The organism is Sphingomonas sp. 2378, from assembly GCF_038084995.1.
Classification (GTDB): Bacteria; Pseudomonadota; Alphaproteobacteria; order Sphingomonadales; family Sphingomonadaceae; genus Sphingomonas.
The window spans coordinates 142,306-161,078 of sequence record NZ_JAXCMJ010000006.1 but is presented as its reverse complement, the minus strand read 5'-3'; the positions used below and the strand labels follow the sequence as shown (position 1 = coordinate 161,078).

Below are 18,773 nucleotides of genomic sequence, written 5' to 3'. Positions count from 1 at the left end.
CATCTTCACGTTCGCCAGATCGACGCCCGTCCCGTCCGCCTTCACCCGAGGCTTCACGTTATAATCCAACACCCGTTTCACGGGCACGACGATCTTCATCGCGGTTCCTTCCCGGCTGAACAGCCTATCATGTCGCCGTCTTTGGCGGGCTTGCGAGCGCATCGCAAGTGTTCGTCCCGACCAACGAGAAAGGGGCCCGGACGTTTCCGCCCGAGCCCCTCCAAATCGGTCCATCAGGGCCGAAGGCGCTTATCAGGCGACCTTCTGCACCTCGGCCACGATCTTCTTGGCGGCGTCGCCCAGATCGTTGGCGGGGACGATGGCGAGACCCGAATTGGCGAGGATTTCCTTGCCCTTCTCGACATTCGTTCCCTCGAGGCGGACGACCAGCGGAACCTGAAGGTTCACTTCCTTCGCCGCCGCGACGATGCCGTCGGCGATGATGTCGCAGCGCATGATGCCGCCGAAGATGTTGACCAGAATGCCCTTCACGGCGGGGTCGCTCAGGATGATCTTGAACGCCGCGGTGACCTTCTCCTTGTTCGCGCCGCCGCCGACGTCGAGGAAGTTGGCCGGGAACATGCCGTTCAGCTTGATGATGTCCATCGTCGCCATGGCAAGCCCTGCGCCGTTGACCATGCAGCCGATGTCGCCGTCGAGCTTGATGTACGCCAGGTCGTACTTCGACGCCTCCAGTTCCATCGCGTCTTCTTCGGTGGTGTCGCGCAGTTCCATCAGGTCCTTGTGACGGAACATGGCGTTGCCGTCGAAGCCGACCTTGGCGTCGAGCACCATCAGCTTGCCGTCCTCGGTGACGGCGAGCGGGTTGATCTCGATCTGCTCGGCATCGGTGCCCAGGAACGCGGCGTACAGCTTCGACGCGACGTTGGCGGCCTGCTTGGCAAGGTCGCCAGTCAGTTCCAGCGCGGCGGCGACGGCGCGGCCGTGATGCGGCATGAAGCCGGTCGCGGTGTCGATGTCGATCGAATGGATCTTCTCCGGCGTGTCATGCGCCACGGTCTCGATGTCCATGCCGCCTTCGGTCGAAGCGACCATCGAGACTCGGCCGGTGGCGCGGTTGACGAGCAGCGCCAGGTAGAATTCCTTGGCGATGTCGACGCCGTCGGTCACGTACAGGCGGTTGACCTGCTTGCCAGCCTCGCCGGTCTGGATGGTGACCAGCGTGTTGCCCAGCATGTCGGTCGCGGCAGCGCGGACTTCCTCAGGCGTCTTGGCGAGGCGGACACCGCCCTTGGCGTCGGGGCCGAGTTCCTTGAACTTGCCCTTGCCACGGCCACCGGCATGGATCTGCGCCTTGACGACATAGAGCGGTCCGGGGAGCTTGGACGATGCCTCGACAGCTTCCTCGACGGTCATCGCGGCGAAGCCGGCGGGGACGGGCACGCCGAACTTGGCGAGCAATTCCTTGGCCTGATATTCGTGGATGTTCATGCGCTAGCCTTCCGCCTCTCGGGTGGTTCTAGGGAAATTGGGTGCGGCTAAAGCACAGGCGGACGGACAAATCCACCCCGAAACGGCATTATTGCAATTGCATCGCAAGTGCGAATTCTCGGGTGGCGAGCCGTTCGATCAGGGTGACGAACGGAATTACGCGCAAAAGCAGAGCGACCACGCTATATGGGCCGGATGCATTGGGCTCTCGGCATTCTCCTATTCCTCGGCACCGTGATCTTCATGGAGGGGTTCGCCTATGCGGCGCATCGCTGGATCATGCATGGGCCCGGCTGGTTCCTCCACGAAAGCCATCACCGCCCGCGCACCGGCAATTGGGAGTTGAACGACCTGTACGCCGCGATCTTCGCGGTGCCGTCCTTCGTGATGATCCTGGGCGGTGCGCAACTGGGCTGGTGGAGCGGCTTTACCTGGATCGGCGCGGGGATCGCGGCTTACGGCGCGATCTATTTCGGTTTTCACGATGTCATCGTGCACAAGCGGCTGCCGACCCGCTATCTGCCCAGGTCGGATTATATGAAGCGGATCATCCAGGCGCACCGGCTGCACCATGTCGTGGAAACCAAGCATGGCACGGTCAGCTTCGGCTTTCTGGTCGCGCCCAGGCCCGAGGCGTTGAAGGCCGAACTCAAGCGGCGTTCGCGCGCCGGGGTTCGCCGCCCTGTCGGTGCCGTAGCCGAACAGGACGGGCTGTTGTCGAAAAAGTAACCTTATTTCGGATAGAACCGGAGTCATGGAAAAACCGGTCTTCACCCCGCCGTTCGAGCCGGTCGCCGGCCAGGAACTCCGTCGTACCCTGCGTCATGCGGTGCGGATGCGCGCCCATCTTCGCGACAAGGGGCAGACCCGGTTCGAGATCGACGTGGTCGACCTGTCGCAGCATGGTTTTCGCGCCGAAACCAGCTTCACCCTGTGGCCGGGTACGATCGTCTGGCTGACCCTGCCGGGCCTCGCCCCCATGGAGGCGGTGATCGCCTGGCGCGACGGCTTCAAATATGGCTGCGCCTTTTCCAAGCCGCTCCACCCGGCGGTGTTCGAGCATATCGTCGCGCTGGGGAATGGCTGAGGCGGTTCGTGTCCCTTGCGGTGAGCGAGGGGCGTACGCTTCGACTTCGCTCAGCGCGAACGGGGTTTTGGCGACCCCCTACCCCCCGTTCAGCCTGAGCGAAGTCGAAGGCCACGGGAATCCCCCATCGACCCGCAGCCATGGGGGCGGGCAAAACTGCCGACGGCCCCCTGTTGCCATCAGTCGAACAGGCTCGATACGCTGGTTTCATCCGCGATGCGCTTGATCGCCTCGCCCAGCAGCGGGGCGATGGGCAAATGGCGGATCTTGGTCGTCGCGCCGATCGACTCGTGATTGCCGATCGAGTCGGTGATCACCAGTTCGCGCAGTTCCGATCCCTCGACCCGCGCCACCGCGCCGCCCGACAGCACGCCGTGGGTGACATAGGCGACCACGTCCTCCGCCCCCGCCTGGCGCAGCGCGGCGGCGGCGTTGCACAGCGTGCCCGCCGAGTCGACGATATCGTCGATCAGGATGCAGAAGCGGCCCTCGACGTCACCGATAATGTTCATCACCTCCGACTCGCCCGCGCGCTCGCGGCGCTTGTCGACGATGGCGAGCGGCGCGTTGTTCAGCCGCTTGGCGAGCTGGCGCGCACGGACCACGCCGCCGACGTCGGGCGATACGACCATGAGGTTATCGCTCTTGAAGCGCGCCAATATGTCCGCCGACATGACCGGCGCGGCATAGAGATTGTCGGTCGGAATATCGAAAAAGCCTTGGATCTGACCGGCATGGAGGTCGACCGACAGGACGCGATCGGCACCCGCCACGGTGATCAGATTGGCGACCAGCTTGGCCGAGATCGGGGTGCGCGGTCCCGGCTTCCGGTCCTGGCGCGCATAGCCGAAATAGGGGATGACCGCCGTGATCCGCCGCGCCGACGCACGCTTCAGCGCGTCGATCATGATCAGCAATTCCATGAGGTTGTCGTTGACCGGATAGCCGGTCGACTGGATCACGAACACGTCCTCGCCGCGCACATTCTCCTGAATCTCGACGAAGATTTCCTCATCGGCGAAGCGGCGCACCAGCGCCTCTGTCAGCGGCACTTCCAGATAGGCGGAAATGGCCTTCGCCAGCGGCAGGTTCGAATTGCCGGTCATCAATTTCATGGTGGTACCCCGTCCCCGCAGACAGCCCTTCAGTCGCGGCCCCTTTAATCGCGCTGTCACAATAGCGCAAAGGCGATTCCCGGATTATGGCGCGGGGCATGACCGTGACCCGTTTCGCTCCTTCGCCCACCGGGCGGCTGCATGTCGGCAATATCCGCACCGCGCTCCACAACTGGATGTATGCGCAAAGCACCGGCGGGCGCTTCCTGCTGCGTATCGACGACACCGATGCCGAGCGGAGCGAGGAGCGCTATGTCGAGGCGATCCGGGCGGATTTGCAATGGCTGGGGCTGATCCCCGATGCCGAGGTGCGCCAGTCGCAGCGTTTCGCGCTGTATGAGGCGCGCTTCGCCGAACTGGTGGCGAACGGCCATGTCTATCCCGCCTATGAAACCGCGCAGGAACTCGACCTGAAGCGCAAGATTCAGTTGGGGCGAGGGCTTCCCCCCGTGTACGACCGTGCCGCGCTGGCCCTGACCGAAGAGGATCGCGCCAAGCTGGAGGCCGAAGGCGTTCGCCCGCACTGGCGCTTCAAGCTGGACCATGGCGCGTCGATCGAGTGGGACGATGCGGTGCGCGGGCCCCAGCGCTTCGACCCCGCGACCATGAGCGATCCCGTCATCCGCCGCGCCGATGGGACGTGGCTCTATATGCTGCCCTCGGTGATCGATGACATCGACATGGGCGTGACCCAGGTGGTGCGGGGCGAGGATCACGTCTCCAACACCGCGCTCCAGATCCAGATGTTCCAGGCACTGGGGGCAGAATTGCCGCGCTTCGCCCATGCCGCCTTGCTGACCGGTAACGAGGGCAAGCTGTCCAAGCGACTCGGTTCGCTGGGCGTCGATCACTTCCGCGAGATCGGGATCGAGCCGCAGGCGGTCCGCGCGCTCCTCGCCCGGATCGGCACCAGCGATCCGGTCGAGCCGGTCGCCGACATGGCCCCGCTGATCGCCGGGTTCGACTTTTCGCGCTTCGGTCGCGCGCCCGCGCGGTTCGACGAGGCGGAACTGGCGCAGTTGAACGCGCGCATTCTGCATCAGACTCCGTATGCCGCTGTGGCCGATCGCCTTCCCACCGGCATGGGCGCAGCGGAATGGGAAGCGGTGCGGCCCAACCTGTCGACCGTCGCGGAGGCCGCCGACTGGTGGCAGGTGATCGAGGGCCCGGTGGACGCACCCAAGCCCGCCGGGGACGACCGCGCGTACCTGGCCCAAGCCGCCGAGGTTGCGGCCACCATCGACTGGGCGAACGACCCGTGGCACAGGCTGACCGCCGCGCTCAAGGACGCGACGGGGCGCAAGGGCAAGACGCTGTTCCTGCCGCTGCGACTTGCCCTTACCGGCCGGGCGCAGGGGCCGGACATGGCCGCGCTTCTCCCGCTGATCGGGCAGGAGCGGACGATCGCGCGGCTGTCGGCCTGATTCACCGAACGGCCTTTCATTACCGCACCGCCTCGCCCACATAGGGCCGAGCAACACGTAAAGGAGCGTCTTTTGGCCACGTTGGGAATGTCGCCCGCCGAGAAGGAGGCCGTCACCGCCTTCCGCCGCGATGTCGTCGAGCCGTCGATGACCAAGCTGGTCATCCTCGATTTCTGGGCGGAATGGTGCGGCCCGTGCAAGGCGCTGGGCCCGACGCTGGAGAAGGTCGCCGCCGACTATGCCGACAAGGGCGTGGTGCTGGCCAAGATCGACACCGACAAGAACCAGTTCATCGCCAACCAATTCCAGATCCGCTCGATCCCGACCGTCTATGCGATGTTCCAGGGGCAGTTGGTCGCCGACCTGACCAGCGCGCGCACCGAAAGCGCGCTGCGGGCGACGCTGGACCAGTTGCTCAAGCAATTGCCGATCCAGTCGGAGGCGGCGGACGCGGCGGCGGAACTCGAACCGCTGATCGCGATGGGCGAAGAGGTGCTGGAGGCGGGTGACGCGGAACGTGCGCTGTCGATCTTCGAGCAGTTGCTCGACATGGCTCCCGAGCATCCCGCCGTGCTGTCGGGCCGCATCCGCGCGCTGATCGCCGCCGGTCGGGTCGAGGAGGCCGAAGCCGCGACCGAGGCACTGCCCGACGGTCTTGCCAACGACCCCGCCATCCACCGCGCGGTCGCCGCCGTGGCGCTGGCGCGTTCGGCCCCTCCGGCGGCGGACTATGCCGATCTGGCGGCCGACGTCGCGGCCAATCCCGAGGATCACGAGAAGCGGTTCGCGCTTGCCAACGCGCAGATGGCGGCGGGCGACCGTGACGGGGCGGCGGACAATCTGCTCCACATCGTTGCCGCCGACCGTAGCTGGAACGAGGATGCCGCGCGCCAGCAACTGCTCAAGCTGTTCGAGGTGGTCGGCATGACCGACCCCTGGGTGTCGCAGCAGCGGCGGCGGCTGTCCGCCATCCTGTTCGGATAAGGCGGGTGGCGCGGCTCTCGATCTTTCCGCTGGCGGGCGCGATCCTCTTTCCGGGGATGCCGCTCCCGCTGCACATCTTCGAGCCGCGCTACCGGGCGCTCGTGTCGGACGCGATGGCGCGCGACCGGCGGATCGGCATGGTCCAGCCTTCGGGCGAGGGCGATACACCCAGCCTCTATCAGATGGGATGCGTCGGCCGCATCGCCGAGGTCGAGGCGATGGAGGATGGCCGCTACAACCTCGTGCTCGAAGGCGTCTCGCTGTTCCGCATCGTCCGCGAACTGGAGGTGACGACACCCTTCCGCCAGGTCGAGGCGGAGTTGCTGCCGGTGGTGGACGAGGATCTGTTGTCGCTGGGCCGCCGGGCGTCGCTGGAGCAGGAATCGCGGCGCTTCGCCGAGCTACAGGGCTATGCGGTGGACTGGGACGCGGTCGGGCGACTCGATGACGAGAGCCTGGTCAACGGCATCGCCCAGATCGCGCCCTTCGACGTGGCGGCGAAGCAGGCGCTGTTGGAGGCGACCGACCTGGAACAGCGCGCCGAACTGATCATCCAGTTGATGCAATTTTTCGGTCGCCATGACGGCGAGGATCGGGTGACGCTGCAATGAGCCTGGATCCGTGGTTGCTCGAACGGCTGGTGTGCCCGGTCACGCGGACGCCGCTGCGTTATGATGAAGATGCCCAGGAACTGGTGTCGGAGGCGGCGGGGCTGGCCTATCCGATCCGGGACGGCGTGCCGGTGATGCTGGTCGAGGAAGCGCGGGAAATCTGATCCCGCGCCCTCACCTCCCTATCCCCCGTTCAGCCTGAGCGAAGTCGAAGGCCAAGGGAATCCCTCGCGACGCAGCGCGGAACGTGCACTTCGACTTCGCTCAGTGCGAATGGAGGGTGGATTTCAGACCAGTCGCCCGACCAGCGCCACCAGCACGATGACCAGCGCCGCGACGCTGGAATAGAAGGTCAGTGCGAAGCCGAACGACCGTGCCGCCGCCCCGCGCGCGTAATGGGCCCAGAACAGCGTCCGCCCCGCCGAAAACAGCGCGGCGAGCATCGGGATCATCGCGCCCGATCCCTCCACCACCCAGGCGAGCGCGAGATAGGCCGGGACGGCCAGCACCACCTGCTCCAGCGTGTTGCGCAGCACCGCATTGGCGATGGCAAGGCGGGGCGAATCCGCACTCCCGCTCGCCGCCGCATCGATATCGGCGGGCGAGTCGAACCGCAGCGCCGCGACACGTCCGATCGCCGCCGCCAGCCAGAGCGCCGCGACCGTCGCCGCCGCGACCGCGCGCAACACCCGGTCGGTCGGGGAGAGCGGGCTGCCCACGCTCCAACCCACCGCCAGCGTCAGGAGGACGACCACCAGTGCCGCCGCCATGCCGCGCGCGACGCCGGTCTGGCGACGGTCTCTGACGGGCGCGCGAGCGGGGCGGCCGGGGTGGTCGGGATAATCAGGCCCAGGGATCATGGCGGCTCCTGTGGGTTAGACCATCACGCCCTGCAACAGCCGGGGAAGCTGGCCGGTTTCACCGCGCGCCTCGGCCATGAAGCGGTTCTTGATCGGCGGGATATGGTTGATCGCGCTGATGCCCAGCCGCCGGACCCTGCTGGCCATCTTGCCGGGCACGCCGAAGATGCGGTTGAAGCTGTCGGTCGCCACCGACACCATCAACGTGTCGAGCCCGCGCCATTGCTGATACCGCTGGAGCAACGCCGCATCCCCCAGGTCCATGCCGGTCCGCTTGCCCTCGACCAGCACCTCGACCAGCGCGGCGACGTCGCGATAGCCGAGGTTCACGCCCTGCCCCGCGATTGGGTGGATGCCATGCGCCGAGTCGCCGACCAGCACCAGCCGCTCGCCGGTCATCGTCGCGGCGCGGTGGAAGCCCAGCGGATAGGCGGAACGTGGGCTGGCATGGGACAGCCGCCCCAGGAACCCGCCCATGCTCTTCTCCGCCTCCGCGAGGAAGGCGCGGTCGGAGAGTTTCAGCATCGCGTCGCCATCGCGCCCCGGCACCGACCAGACGATTGCCGAGCGATGCCCGACCTCGTCATCGGGCAGCGGCAGCAGCGCGAAGGGGCCGGTGGGGTAGAAGATTTCGAACGCGATATTCTCGTGCGACGCTTCGTGGTGGAAGGCGCTGATGATCGCCTTATGATCATAGGACCAGCGCGCCACCTTGATCCCCGCCGCATCGCGGGTCGGCGACTGGCGTCCCTCGGCTGCGACCAGCAGCGGCGCGCGGACCGTGGTGCCGTCGCTCAAGGTGGCGGTGACCCCCGCCGGGCCACGCTCGACCGACATCGCGCGGGTCTGCATCCGCAGGTCGACCAGTTCCGCTTCGCTCGCGGTCGCATGGATCGCGCGGCGGAGCAGCTTGTTCTCGAACATCGTGCCGAGCGCACCGTCATCGGCATCGGGAATGAAATCGAGCGCCCCCGGCTCCAGCCCGTCGCTGACCCGGATATGCCGAATCTCGCAGCCCTGTCCCGCCAGCTTGGCCCCGATCCCGATCGCGTCGAGCATCCGCCAACTCGCCGAAGCGACGGCGGAGGCGCGCCCGTCGAAGCCGGGGGCCAGGATCACCGCCGGATCGGCGGGATCGATGATGATCGAGGAAAGGCCATGCGCGGCCAGCCCGACGCCCAGCGTCGCGCCGACCAGACCGCCGCCGAGGATGATGACATCGCTATCCATGGACATGCTCCTAGACCTTCGCGGACCGCCTAACAATGCGGCTGTGGCCCGTGCGCCTTGACGTGGGAACCGCCAGAGGCGATGAATTTTCCCGGATTTTCGGACATTCCTGAAGGACAAGACCATGGCCAGCCGCGCGCAGCCGGTATTATGGCGCGAGACGGTGAAGGCGGGCGCGGTACGTAGCGGGGCGCTGGTCGCCGCGCTGATCCTGTTCGCCGTCACGCTGATGCTGGTGCTGGCGCTGGCCAGCTACCGCGCGAGCGACCCCGCGCTCAACACCGCCTCGGGTGCGGTGCCCGCCAACTGGCTGGGACTGCCCGGCGCGTGGGTGGCCGATATCGCGCTGACCCTGTTCGGCCCCGCCGTCGCGCTGGTCCTGCCGGTCGGACCGATCGTCGCGAGTCGCTTGTGGCGCGACCGCCCGGCGGGGCGCTGGGTGCGGATGCTGCGCCAGGCGGTGATCGGCGTGGCGCTGATGGCCTGTGCCCTGTCCTTCGTCTCCGACTCGGCGGTGCTGGCGCTGCCCGCCGGTTGGGGCGGGGTGATCGGGCTGTCGGTCGCCGGTTTCGTCCGCTGGGCCCTGGAGTTCAGCGGACAGGCGGCGGTGGTGACCTGGGGTTCGGTGGCGATCGGGCTCGCCTTCGGGCTGGGCGGCGCGCTGATCTGGGGGCGGAGCCTGGAACTCGATCTCGCCGAGCGCGGCCTGGCCCGGCTGCGTCGCCGCCGTGCGATCGGCGAGGATGGCGAGGCGCTCCCCTGGGACGATGAGGACGAGGCGCTCTACGACGAGGACGAAGACGAGGAGCCGCTGACCCTGGCGCGCAAGGCGGTGCCGGTGCGTGAGGATCGCCCCGCGCCCGTCATCGCCGACCGGCAGATCGCCCCCGCACCCGCGCGGCCCAAGGCGACGGCGGATCGCGATGCGCCGTACCAGTTGCCCGGCCTCGACCTGCTGACGCCCGCGCCGCCGACCCCGGCGGGGACGATCGACAAGGCCGGGCTGGAGCGCAATGCGCGCCTCTTGGAGAATGTCCTCGACGATTTCCGCGTCCAGGGTTCGATCGTCGAGGTTCGCCCCGGCCCGGTCGTCACCATGTACGAACTGGAACCGGCACCCGGCATCAAGGCGAATCGCGTCATCGCGCTGGCCGACGATATCGCGCGCAACATGTCGGCGATCTCGGCGCGCGTCGCGGTGATTCCGGGGCGCAACGTCATTGGCATCGAACTGCCCAATGCCAAGCGCGAGATGGTGTCGTTGCACGAACTGGTCGCGTCGCAGAGCTTCGCCGATCAGGCCGCGCAGCTTCCCATCATCCTGGGCAAGAATATCGCGGGCGACTCGGTGGTCGCCGACCTTGCGCCGATGCCGCATCTGTTGGTCGCGGGTACGACGGGGTCGGGTAAGTCGGTCGGCCTGAACGGCATGATCCTGTCGCTGCTCTACCGCCTGACGCCCGAGCAGTGCCGGATGATCATGATCGACCCCAAGATGCTGGAATTGTCGATGTATGACGACATTCCGCATCTGCTCTCGCCGGTCGTCACCGATCCGGCCAAGGCGGTCCGCGCGCTGAAATGGGCGGTGGAGACGATGGAGGACCGCTATCGGCAAATGTCCTCGGTCGGCGTGCGCAGCCTCGCCAGCTTCAACGACAAGGTGCGCGCGGCCAAGGCCAAGGGCCAGCCGCTGGGGCGCAAGGTGCAGACGGGCTATCATCCTGAGACCGGCCAGCCGGTCTATGAGGAGGAAAAGCTCGAATATGAACCGCTGCCGCAGATCGTGGTGATCGTCGACGAATTGGCCGACCTGATGATGACGGCGGGCAAGGAGGTCGAATTCCTGATCCAGCGCCTGGCGCAAAAGGCGCGCGCGGCGGGCATCCACCTCATCATGGCGACGCAGCGGCCGTCGGTGGACGTCATCACCGGCGTCATCAAGGCGAACCTGCCGACCCGCATCAGCTTCCACGTCACGTCCAAGATCGACTCGCGCACCATCCTGGGCGAGCAGGGGGCAGAGCAACTGCTCGGGCGCGGCGACATGCTCTACATGCCCGGCGGCAAGGGGATCGTGCGCGTCCATGGTCCCTTCGTCTCGGACGACGAGGTGCACCGGGTCGCGGATCACTGGCGCTCGCAGGGGCAGCCCGATTACATCTCCTCGGTCACCGAGGAACCGGCGGAAAGCTTCGCGCTCGACGGCGCGCCGACGGGGGAGGATTCGGCGGAGGACCAGCAATATCGCGCCGCGATCCAGTTGGTGTGCGAGAGCCAGAAGGCCTCGACCTCCTGGCTCCAGCGCCAGTTGCGGATCGGGTACAACTCGGCGGCGCGGCTGATCGAGCGGATGGAGACGGACGGGATCGTCGGTCGCCCCGACCATGTCGGGCGACGCGAGGTGCTGCGCGATACCGAGGGGCATCCGATCTAGGATCCTCCTCCGTTCGCACTTCGACTTCGCTCAGGCGGAACGGAGGTTGGGGCGTGTGCCCTTCCGGCGAGGGCGAACCAAACCCCTCACCCGCTCAGCCCGAGCGAAGTCGAAGGCCGCGCCTCACGCTCACCCGGAAACCCCCGCCGCCTTCAACGTCGCCGAATCGATATGCCAGCGTAGCTGCTCCGCGCTCGCCCCCGGTACGTCGTTGACCCGCCGCACCACATAGTGCCCGACGAAGCGCTGCCGCCGCCCATCGTCCAGTTGCGCATCCACGGTCACCGGCACGGTGGCATAGATCGATCCCGCCGCCCCTTCGCTGGGCGGCATTTTGCCGATCGTCACGCTGGTCGCGCGGGTATCGGCGAAGCCCTTCTGGAAATCGGCGAAGCGCTGGCCCGGTCGCCCGTCATTGCCCCACTGAATCCAGGCGGTGGCATAGTCATGCGCATTGATCGCCGAATAATAGCGGCGGATGACGTTGGCCGCCGCCGCATCGCTCTTCGGATCGACCGCGCAACCACTGGTCTTTGCCGCGTCGTCGCCCAGCAGCCCGCAACTCCGCGCGATCTCGTCCTCGATGATCGCACAGCTATTGGCGGCGTTGCACGGCGGATGGGTCGCGGGCGAGACCGAGGTGCAGATCTTCACCAGCCTTTGCGCGGCGGCCTGCCCCCGTTCGGCGGAGCAGGAGAGCACGCTCTGCGGTTCGGGCGAGGGGGTGGTCTTGATCGGCGCGGGAAGGGCGGCGTGCTCCGGCGCACGGTCCGGCATGGTGGTCGCTGTCGGTGTCGGGCCAGCGGCGGCGTTGTCGTTGCGCGTCGGGTCGGCGGCCCCTCCACATGCGGCGAGCGGCAGCAGGAGCGAACCGGTCAGCCAGCGGGCGAGGCGGGGTGCGGCACGGGTCACGGGCAGGGTCTCCGACGATGATGACGGAGATCAACGCCCCGTCCTCGCCACCGGCTCCTCGTTTCGCCGCAATCGGCGGGCCAGCGGCGGACCGGATCAGATCGTCGGTGCGGCGGGCGCGGGGGCCGTTTCGGGGTCGGCCTGTTCCTCCGCCGGAGGCGCATTCGTCACCGGGGTGGTCACGATCGGGGCCGGAGCCGCGACGGGCGTGATCAGGGCCGCATTCTCGATCAGGTCGAGCGCGCGGCGTGCCGCGACATAGCGCTGGGCGGCATGTTGCCAGGTCCGGGCGGCATCGGCGCCGGGCAGCCGGGCGACTTCGGCGCGGGCGGCCTCCACCTGTCCACCGTCGAGCAGGCGACGCGCGCGCGCCAGCCGGTCGGCGGGGTTGGAGGAGGGGGCGCTCGCCTCGCGAATCACGATCAACCGCCCCAGTTCCTGGCGAAGCCCTTCCCACCAGCCGCTGGTGCCGTTGACGACCAGATCGGGGGCCAGGGTGTCGAGCCCCTGGCGCAGCGTCTCCAGCGTGACCGGCTGGCGCGCATTGCCGATCAGCACGGCGACCGCGCGCGGCTCGCTCGCACCGAAGCGCTGGCGGAGCTGCTCTTCGAGATAGCCGAGCGGCTGGCCGCGATCGACCGCACGGCGCGCGGCGGCGGCGACCAGGATCGATTCGGCGCGACCGGCTTGCGCCCCTGCCGCCGAGGCATCGGTGGCGATGGTCGCGGCGCGGGTCTCCAGCGCGGCGATCTGCGCGGCCAGCGCCGCTTCGCGCGTGGCGAGCGCGACCGGGTCGGTGGCGCCGTGCGTCGCATCGGCCGCGGGCGACCCGGCGGCGCCCGGCTTGGCGCCGGTCACCGCGCTCGGCTTGGCGGCGGGGGTGCCGCCGAACCAGGACAGGTTGCGCATCGCATAAGCCATCAGGATCAGTCCGGCGGCAAAGGCGAGCAGGATCAGCGCGATGGTCGCGCCCGTACGGGGCCCCCGCGACGGCGGTCGGTCGGATGGCGCGAATTGGTTCATGCCCCGCTTATCCCCGTGGTGGCTGTCCGGGTCAACGCCCGCGCGGCGGCGAGCATCGCTTCGTCACGGGGCGCACCGGCGATGGCGACGGCGCGCCAGCCCGAACCCGCCGCCGCCGCGACCTTCGCGCTGATCGCGACGATCGCGATGTCCCGGCGGCCTGGCCCCGCCTCATCGACCAGTTCGGCCAGCCGCTCGGCGGCGCGGGCGGAGTGGAGCAAGACGACCTCGCCCGCCAGCGCGGCGATGGCGGAGGGTGGCACCGGCACTGGATCGGCGGCATAGACCACCCGCACCATCGCTCCCGTCTCCACCCGGTCGCGCCCCGCCAGATGCAGCAGCCGGGCCAGCCCCATGCCCCGCGCCTGCGCCACCACGGCGGCGGCGTCATGGGAGCCGGTCAGGACGACCGACAGCCCCGCCTCTCTCGCGGCGGCGGTGGTGGCGGGGCCGACCGCGACGACGGGACGATGCCTCAGCCGCTCCAATCCCGCCCCCGCCAGCCGCACGCCCTGCGCACTGGTGAAGAGCAGCGCGTCGATCGCATCGGGATCGGGCGCGGTCCATGCGACCGCACGGGTCGCGAAGAAGGGAAGGGATCGCGCCGCCATTCCCTCCGCACGCAGGGAGGCGATCGTCGCGCCATGGCCGGGTTCGGGCCGGACGACGACGACCGCCATGGCGCTCAACCCCCGGCGAACAGGCGGCGCACCTCCGGCGATGCGCGGTCGAGCAGGTCGATCGCCAGCCGCGCGCCCAGTTCCTCGTCCCTCGCCCCCTCGACCCAGCCGCTCACCCGCGACGATCCATCCTCCGCCAGCAATTCGGCGCGCAACGTCAGCATCTCCCCCGACAGCGAGGCCAGCGCCGCGACCGGGCTGTGGCAATCGGCGGCCAAAGCGGCGAGCAGCGACCGTTCCGCCATCACGCAGCCATGGGTTTCGGCATGGTCGATCGACGCGATCAGCATGGTCGCCGCCGCATCGTCGGCGCGCGTCTCGATCCCCACCGCCCCTTGCGCGGGGGCGGGCAGCATCTGGTCAGTCGGCACCGCATGGCCGACCTCGCGCCCCAGCCGGTCGAGCCCTGCGGCGGCGAGCAGGGTCGCGTCCACATCCCCGTTCGCGACGGCGGCCAGCCGCGTGTCGACATTGCCGCGCAGCAAGGTGATGGTCAGGTCGGGGCGATGCGACAGCAATTGTGCGCGGCGTCGCGGGCTGCTGGTGCCGACCACCGCGCCGGGGGGCAGTTCGGCGATGGTTTCCACCCCGATCAGCCGGTCGCGGACATCGGCGCGCGGCAGCATCGCCGCGATGTGCAGCCAGTCGGGGCGGATCGTCTCGACATCCTTCATCGAATGGACCGAGGCGTCGATCTCCCGGTCATGGAGCGCGCGATCCAGTTCCTTGGTCCACAGCGCCTTGCCGCCGATCTCGGCCAGCGCGCGGTCCTGCACGCGGTCGCCGGTGGTCCTGATCGGCACGATCTCGATCGCGTCGGCGTCCCAGCCCTGCGCATCGGCCAGCGCCGCGCGCACCATATGCGCCTGGGTGAGGGCCAGCGGCGAACCGCGCGTACCGAGCCGGAAACGAACCATGGGTCCGCCTTTGCCGCATCACGCCCCCCTTCGACAACCGTCCTGCGAAGGACTATGGGGTGAACGATGCTGATCCTGGGACTGGAATCCTCGTGCGACGAGACGGCCGCCGCGCTCGTCACCGATGACGGCCGCGTGCTGGCGCATCGTCTGCTGGGGCAGGAGGCGGCGCATGCCCCGTTCGGCGGCGTCGTCCCCGAAATCGCCGCGCGCGCCCATGTCGAGGCGATGGAGCCGCTGGTCGCCGCCGCCTTCGCCGATGCGGGGGTGAGCCTGGCGGACGTGGATGCGATCGCCGCGACCGCCGGGCCGGGGCTGATCGGGGGCGTGATGGTGGGCCTCGTCACGGGCAAGGCGCTGGCCCATGCGGCGGGCAAGCCGCTGATCGCGGTCAACCATCTGGAGGGCCATGCCCTGTCGCCGCGCCTGTCGGACCGGGAACTGGCCTATCCCTATCTGTTGCTGCTCGTGTCGGGCGGGCATTGCCAGTTGCTGCTGGTCGAGGGGGTCGGGCGCTATCGCCGGATGGCGACGACGATCGACGACGCGGCAGGCGAGGCGTTCGACAAGACCGCCAAGCTGCTCGGCCTCGGCTATCCCGGCGGCCCGCGAGTCGAGGCGGCGGCGCGGGAGGGCGATCCTCATGCGGTGCCGCTGCCCCGTCCGCTAAAGGGTGCGGCCGAGCCGCATTTCTCCTTCGCGGGGCTCAAGAGCGCGGTGGCGCGCGCGGTCGGGCATCATTCCCCGGAGGATATCGCCGCCTCCTTCCAGCAGGCGGTGGTCGATTGCCTGCTCGACCGCACCCGCCGTGCGCTGGCCGAGGTGCCGCCGGTCACCGCCCTGGTGGTCGCGGGCGGTGTGGCGGCGAACGGGGTGATCCGGAGCGCGCTGGAGGCGCTGGCCGCCGAGCATGGGTTGCGCTTCGTCGCGCCGCCGCTCTGGCTGTGCACCGACAATGCCGCGATGATCGCCTGGGCCGGGGTGGAGCGGTTCCGCGAAGGGCTGACCGATCCGCTCGATACGCCCGCACGGGCGCGCTGGCCACTCGACCCGGCGGCGGAGGCGGTGCGCGGCGCGGGGGTGAAGGCATGAGGATCGGGGTCATCGGTGCGGGTGCCTGGGGCACCGCGCTGGCGCAGGTGGCGGCGCATGGCGGCAGGCCGGTGCGGATCTGGGCGCGCGATCCGGCGGTGGCGGAGGCGATCAACGCGAGGCACGCCAACCCGCTCTACCTCCCCGACATCGCGCTCTCGCCGAGCATCGAGGCGGTGAGCGATCCGGCGGCGATGGCGGAGACGGATGCGCTGCTGGTCGTCACCCCGGCCCAGGCGGTGGGTGCGGTGCTGGCGACGATGCCGGTCGGGTCCACGCCGCTGGTCCTGTGTTCCAAGGGGATCGAGGCGGGCACGCGGCGGCTGGTCGGCGAGGTGGCGCGGGCGATCCATCCGCAGGCTCCCATCGCGGTCTTGTCGGGCCCGACCTTCGCGCATGAGGTGGCGGCGGGGCTGCCGACGGCGGTGACTTTGGCGTGCGAGGATATGGATTTGCGAAAAGCCCTGTCCGCCCGGATCGCCGCGCCGCACTTCCGGCCCTATGCCACCGATGACGTGACGGGTGCGGAGATTGGCGGGGCGATCAAGAACGTGCTCGCCATCGGTTGTGGTGTCGTGGAGGGCGCGGGGCTGGGCCAGAATGCGCGCGCCGCCTTGATCGCGCGCGGCTTTGCCGAGATGACGCGATTCGGACTGGCGCGCGGCGGACGCGCGGAGACGCTGGCGGGGCTATCGGGACTGGGCGATCTGGTGCTGACCTGTTCCTCGACCGCCTCGCGCAATTTCTCGCTGGGTGTCGGGCTGGGGCAGGGGCGTTCGGCGACGGAACTGCTCGCCGACCGGCGGACCGTGGCGGAGGGGGCCTTCACCGCCCCCGTGCTGCGCCAGGCGGCGGCGGAAGCGGGCGTCGACATGCCGGTGTGCGAGGCGGTGTGCCGGTTGCTGGAGGGCGCGGGCGTCGGCGAGGTGATCGAGGCGTTGCTGGCCAGACCGTTGAAGGCCGAGGGAGCCTGACTCCCTCGCTCCGTTCAGCCTGAGCGAAGTCGAAGGCCACGCTGTACCGCCAGCCCACAGGACTTCCTGGCCGCGCGAATCCCTTGGCCTTCGACTTCGCTCAGGCTGAACGGAAGATGGGAATCACCGCAGCACCTGCCGCGCGACTGTTCCGCACGCGGCATTTTGCGCCTTCGGCCCCGAATCGCCGGTGATCGCGCGGCCGATCGACTTGAAGATATTGCCGACCGACTTCACCTCGCGGGGAATGACGAGGTCCGGCTTCTCCAGCGTTCCCCCCACCGTCGCCGCCCCCGCCAGCCGCAGCGTCGCACCCTGTTTCGGCGCGCCGGTCAGGCGAAGCGCCAGCCGCTCGTCGGGAAAGCTGACCATCCCCGTTCCGTCCAGCCGACTGCGTGACGTGTCGACGATCAGCGGATCGGCGCGGCCCGTACCGTTCTTCATGTCCACGCCCAGCACCAGACAGCGCAGGGTTGCGCGACCGCTATCCCCCATGAACGCCGCGCCCGCATCGAATCCCAGCGCTGCGGCATAGCGATCGGGCAGCGAGCCGTTCGCGACGACCAGCCCGATCCGGCCATCCGATCGCCCGACCGCCGCTCGCACCGTCTCGCCGGAGCCGGTCAGTTTCGCACGTGCGGCGACCTGGCCGGTGATCGCGGTCTGACCCGAGAGCGACAACACGCTCGCCCCTTTCAAACGGAGGTCGAGCGACAGGCGTGGCACCTTGCGCCCGTTGCGCTGGTCGATCACCGCCTGTCCCGTCACCACGCCTTCGCGCAGGGCCATGCGGATATCGCCGATGGTCAGCAACTGGCGATCCATCGTCATCCGCCCGGCCAGCCCGGTGATCGGCGAGGGGCCTTGCGCGCTGACCACCCGCCCGACCTTGAATCGGATCGTGCCGTCGGTGGTGTCGATCTTGGAGATATCGATGCGCGTATTGGGCACCAGTCGCGGCCCGATCCGCCGTTCGAGCGCGGCGGCCTCGGCGCGCCCTTCCACCGAGGACAGGTCGTCGAAATCGAGCTGTCGCGCGGTCAGCTCTCCGTCGAGCAGCGTGCGCCCCGCCTTCTTGTCGACCGTCAGATGCCCGGCCAGATCGGAGCGGCCGATGCGCCCCTTCAGATCGGTGATCGTCCAGCGCGGGCGATCGTGGCGGACATGCGCGGCCAGTTGCACCGCGCGGGTCTGGAACAGGCCGACCTCGATCACCGCGTCGATCCGTTTCAGGTCGTCGGCGCGTGCCGTCAGGTCCAGCGTCATGGCGTCGGTGTCGAGCGGGCGATCCATCGTGCCGCGCGCCACCATCGACAGCGTATCGCCGGTGATCGTCGCGGCGAAGGGCCAGCGGCCCGGCTTCACCGCCGCGCCGGTGAACATGATCCGGACCGGCGCGCCGCGCACCGAACCCGGCCCCTCCGCCCGGACGCCCCTGTCGGGATCGGCGGCGATGCGCAGCGTGGCGTCGCGATCCTGCCTGGCGTCGCTGTACCGGATCACGCCATCGGTGATGACCAGCCCTTGCAGGTCGGTGGAACTGCCGCCTTCTTCGGGCGCGCCGGGGCGGGACCAGTTGGTGCGGCCCCGTTTGTCGCGGACGAGCGCCAGGCGCAGGCCGGAGACGCGGATATCCTCCGGCACGAACGCGCCCTTCAGCAAAGGCCAGACCGAGAAGCGGATTTCCGCGCGCTCCAGCGTCGCGAAGTCGCCCTGTCCTGCCCAGGTGGCCTGCGGAATGCGCAGCCTTTCGACCGCGATGACGGGGTGAAAGCCGATGGCGTCGACCCGGTGGACCGAGCCGATGGTGACGGGCCGCCCGAACCGCTCGGTCGCCGCACGCGTCACCGCCCCGCGCAGGATACCCCAGGGAAACACCGCTAGGCCCAGCAGCAGGAGCAGCGGCAAGGCCGCCAGCACCCCTATCGCGATCCGCATCCCGAGCCGCCGCCGTGTCGCCGGACGATCCATTCCT

At 68.8% G+C, this 18,773-nt stretch carries 18 protein-coding genes and 1 pseudogene; 9 read left to right on the top strand and 10 right to left on the bottom strand.

What is annotated here, in order from left to right; all coding sequences use genetic code 11:
* Positions 1-99: pseudogene (locus tag SM191_RS05565) on the bottom strand (electron transfer flavoprotein subunit beta/FixA family protein); the annotation flags it as partial.
* A gap of 153 nt (positions 100-252) precedes the next feature.
* Positions 253-1,452 (bottom strand): ADP-forming succinate--CoA ligase subunit beta, encoded by a 1,200-nt coding sequence (gene sucC / locus SM191_RS05560; RefSeq protein ID WP_341505313.1) that lies wholly within the window; start codon positions 1,450-1,452, stop codon positions 253-255.
* Between the two features lie 195 nt (positions 1,453-1,647).
* Here sucC and SM191_RS05555 point away from each other — a divergent pair, with 195 nt between their 5' ends.
* Together SM191_RS05555 and SM191_RS05550 are read left to right on the top strand one after the other, a co-directional pair.
* Entirely contained in the window at positions 1,648-2,181 is a 534-nt protein-coding gene (locus SM191_RS05555) for a beta-carotene hydroxylase (RefSeq protein WP_341505312.1), read from the top strand.
* Between the two features lie 25 nt (positions 2,182-2,206).
* Positions 2,207-2,539, top strand: coding sequence for a PilZ domain-containing protein (locus SM191_RS05550; protein WP_306997128.1), 333 nt, complete (start codon positions 2,207-2,209; stop codon positions 2,537-2,539).
* 179 nt (positions 2,540-2,718) lie between these two features.
* Here the strand turns inward: SM191_RS05550 and SM191_RS05545 are convergent, their stop codons facing one another.
* The gene (locus tag SM191_RS05545; protein ID WP_341505311.1) at positions 2,719-3,654 is read right to left on the bottom strand and encodes a ribose-phosphate pyrophosphokinase; all 936 of its coding nucleotides are present in this window, start codon (positions 3,652-3,654) and stop codon (positions 2,719-2,721) included.
* A gap of 98 nt (positions 3,655-3,752) precedes the next feature.
* On the opposite strand from SM191_RS05545, the gene gltX reads away from it, so the two are divergent.
* The 4 genes from gltX to SM191_RS05525 all read left to right on the top strand — a co-directional run bounded on the left by gltX (position 3,753) and on the right by SM191_RS05525 (position 6,837).
* Complete coding sequence (gene gltX / locus SM191_RS05540) at positions 3,753-5,078, top strand: glutamate--tRNA ligase (protein ID WP_341505310.1); 1,326 nt, start codon at positions 3,753-3,755, stop codon at positions 5,076-5,078.
* An 87-nt stretch (positions 5,079-5,165) separates the two neighbouring features.
* Positions 5,166-6,062, top strand: coding sequence for a tetratricopeptide repeat protein (locus tag SM191_RS05535; RefSeq protein ID WP_341505324.1), 897 nt, complete (start codon positions 5,166-5,168; stop codon positions 6,060-6,062).
* Positions 6,063-6,067: 5 nt separating this feature from the next.
* The gene (locus tag SM191_RS05530) at positions 6,068-6,673 is read left to right on the top strand and encodes an LON peptidase substrate-binding domain-containing protein (RefSeq protein ID WP_445949814.1); all 606 of its coding nucleotides are present in this window, start codon (positions 6,068-6,070) and stop codon (positions 6,671-6,673) included.
* Positions 6,670-6,837, top strand: coding sequence for a Trm112 family protein (locus SM191_RS05525; RefSeq protein ID WP_341505309.1), 168 nt, complete (start codon positions 6,670-6,672; stop codon positions 6,835-6,837). Before SM191_RS05530 ends, SM191_RS05525 begins: the two co-directional genes overlap by 4 nt.
* A gap of 123 nt (positions 6,838-6,960) precedes the next feature.
* Here the strand turns inward: SM191_RS05525 and SM191_RS05520 are convergent, their stop codons facing one another.
* On the bottom strand, positions 6,961-7,533 hold the full coding sequence (locus SM191_RS05520) for an MAPEG family protein (protein WP_341505308.1): 573 nt from the start codon (positions 7,531-7,533) through the stop codon (positions 6,961-6,963).
* A 15-nt stretch (positions 7,534-7,548) separates the two neighbouring features.
* Positions 7,549-8,763, bottom strand: a complete 1,215-nt coding sequence (locus tag SM191_RS05515; RefSeq protein ID WP_341505307.1) for a UbiH/UbiF/VisC/COQ6 family ubiquinone biosynthesis hydroxylase — start codon at positions 8,761-8,763, stop codon at positions 7,549-7,551.
* 124 nt (positions 8,764-8,887) lie between these two features.
* Here SM191_RS05515 and SM191_RS05510 point away from each other — a divergent pair, with 124 nt between their 5' ends.
* Positions 8,888-11,200: a DNA translocase FtsK gene (locus SM191_RS05510; protein ID WP_306997118.1), complete on the top strand. Its 2,313-nt coding sequence runs from the start codon at positions 8,888-8,890 to the stop codon at positions 11,198-11,200.
* A gap of 129 nt (positions 11,201-11,329) precedes the next feature.
* Here the strand turns inward: SM191_RS05510 and SM191_RS05505 are convergent, their stop codons facing one another.
* The 4 genes from SM191_RS05505 to hemC all read right to left on the bottom strand — a co-directional run bounded on the left by SM191_RS05505 (position 11,330) and on the right by hemC (position 14,732).
* Entirely contained in the window at positions 11,330-12,112 is a 783-nt protein-coding gene (locus tag SM191_RS05505; protein ID WP_341505306.1) for a hypothetical protein, read from the bottom strand.
* A 96-nt stretch (positions 12,113-12,208) separates the two neighbouring features.
* Positions 12,209-13,135, bottom strand: a complete 927-nt coding sequence (locus SM191_RS05500; protein ID WP_341505305.1) for a hypothetical protein — start codon at positions 13,133-13,135, stop codon at positions 12,209-12,211.
* Positions 13,132-13,815, bottom strand: a complete 684-nt coding sequence (locus SM191_RS05495) for a uroporphyrinogen-III synthase (RefSeq protein WP_341505304.1) — start codon at positions 13,813-13,815, stop codon at positions 13,132-13,134. Before SM191_RS05495 ends, SM191_RS05500 begins: the two co-directional genes overlap by 4 nt.
* A gap of 5 nt (positions 13,816-13,820) precedes the next feature.
* The gene (hemC, locus tag SM191_RS05490) at positions 13,821-14,732 is read right to left on the bottom strand and encodes a hydroxymethylbilane synthase (protein WP_341505303.1); all 912 of its coding nucleotides are present in this window, start codon (positions 14,730-14,732) and stop codon (positions 13,821-13,823) included.
* Between the two features lie 66 nt (positions 14,733-14,798).
* Between hemC and tsaD the strand changes: the two genes are divergently transcribed.
* Together tsaD and SM191_RS05480 are read left to right on the top strand one after the other, a co-directional pair.
* Positions 14,799-15,824 carry a tRNA (adenosine(37)-N6)-threonylcarbamoyltransferase complex transferase subunit TsaD gene (tsaD, locus tag SM191_RS05485; protein WP_341505302.1) on the top strand — a complete coding sequence of 342 codons (1,026 nt, stop codon included), beginning with the start codon at positions 14,799-14,801 and terminating at the stop codon, positions 15,822-15,824.
* Positions 15,821-16,798, top strand: a complete 978-nt coding sequence (locus SM191_RS05480) for an NAD(P)H-dependent glycerol-3-phosphate dehydrogenase (RefSeq protein WP_341505301.1) — start codon at positions 15,821-15,823, stop codon at positions 16,796-16,798. Before tsaD ends, SM191_RS05480 begins: the two co-directional genes overlap by 4 nt.
* A 123-nt stretch (positions 16,799-16,921) precedes the next feature.
* On the opposite strand, the gene SM191_RS05475 is transcribed toward SM191_RS05480, so the two are convergent.
* The gene (locus SM191_RS05475) at positions 16,922-18,769 is read right to left on the bottom strand and encodes an AsmA family protein (protein WP_341505300.1); all 1,848 of its coding nucleotides are present in this window, start codon (positions 18,767-18,769) and stop codon (positions 16,922-16,924) included.
* Between the last annotated feature and the right edge of the window lie 4 nt (positions 18,770-18,773).

Coding starts and splice junctions, on each gene's coding strand:
- tsaD (WP_341505302.1), top strand. CDS start 14,799: ATGCTGATCCTGGGACTGGAATCCTCGTGCGACGAGACGGCCGCCGCG.
- SM191_RS05480 (WP_341505301.1), top strand. CDS start 15,821: ATGAGGATCGGGGTCATCGGTGCGGGTGCCTGGGGCACCGCGCTGGCG.
- SM191_RS05510 (WP_306997118.1), top strand. CDS start 8,888: ATGGCCAGCCGCGCGCAGCCGGTATTATGGCGCGAGACGGTGAAGGCG.
- SM191_RS05550 (WP_306997128.1), top strand. CDS start 2,207: ATGGAAAAACCGGTCTTCACCCCGCCGTTCGAGCCGGTCGCCGGCCAG.
- SM191_RS05525 (WP_341505309.1), top strand. CDS start 6,670: ATGAGCCTGGATCCGTGGTTGCTCGAACGGCTGGTGTGCCCGGTCACG.
- SM191_RS05545 (WP_341505311.1), bottom strand. CDS start 3,654: ATGAAATTGATGACCGGCAATTCGAACCTGCCGCTGGCGAAGGCCATT.
- SM191_RS05495 (WP_341505304.1), bottom strand. CDS start 13,815: ATGGCGGTCGTCGTCGTCCGGCCCGAACCCGGCCATGGCGCGACGATC.
- SM191_RS05475 (WP_341505300.1), bottom strand. CDS start 18,769: ATGGATCGTCCGGCGACACGGCGGCGGCTCGGGATGCGGATCGCGATA.
- gltX (WP_341505310.1), top strand. CDS start 3,753: ATGACCGTGACCCGTTTCGCTCCTTCGCCCACCGGGCGGCTGCATGTC.
- hemC (WP_341505303.1), bottom strand. CDS start 14,732: ATGGTTCGTTTCCGGCTCGGTACGCGCGGTTCGCCGCTGGCCCTCACC.
- SM191_RS05520 (WP_341505308.1), bottom strand. CDS start 7,533: ATGATCCCTGGGCCTGATTATCCCGACCACCCCGGCCGCCCCGCTCGC.
- SM191_RS05515 (WP_341505307.1), bottom strand. CDS start 8,763: ATGGATAGCGATGTCATCATCCTCGGCGGCGGTCTGGTCGGCGCGACG.
- SM191_RS05535 (WP_341505324.1), top strand. CDS start 5,166: ATGTCGCCCGCCGAGAAGGAGGCCGTCACCGCCTTCCGCCGCGATGTC.
- SM191_RS05500 (WP_341505305.1), bottom strand. CDS start 13,135: ATGAACCAATTCGCGCCATCCGACCGACCGCCGTCGCGGGGGCCCCGT.
- sucC (WP_341505313.1), bottom strand. CDS start 1,452: ATGAACATCCACGAATATCAGGCCAAGGAATTGCTCGCCAAGTTCGGC.
- SM191_RS05555 (WP_341505312.1), top strand. CDS start 1,648: ATGCATTGGGCTCTCGGCATTCTCCTATTCCTCGGCACCGTGATCTTC.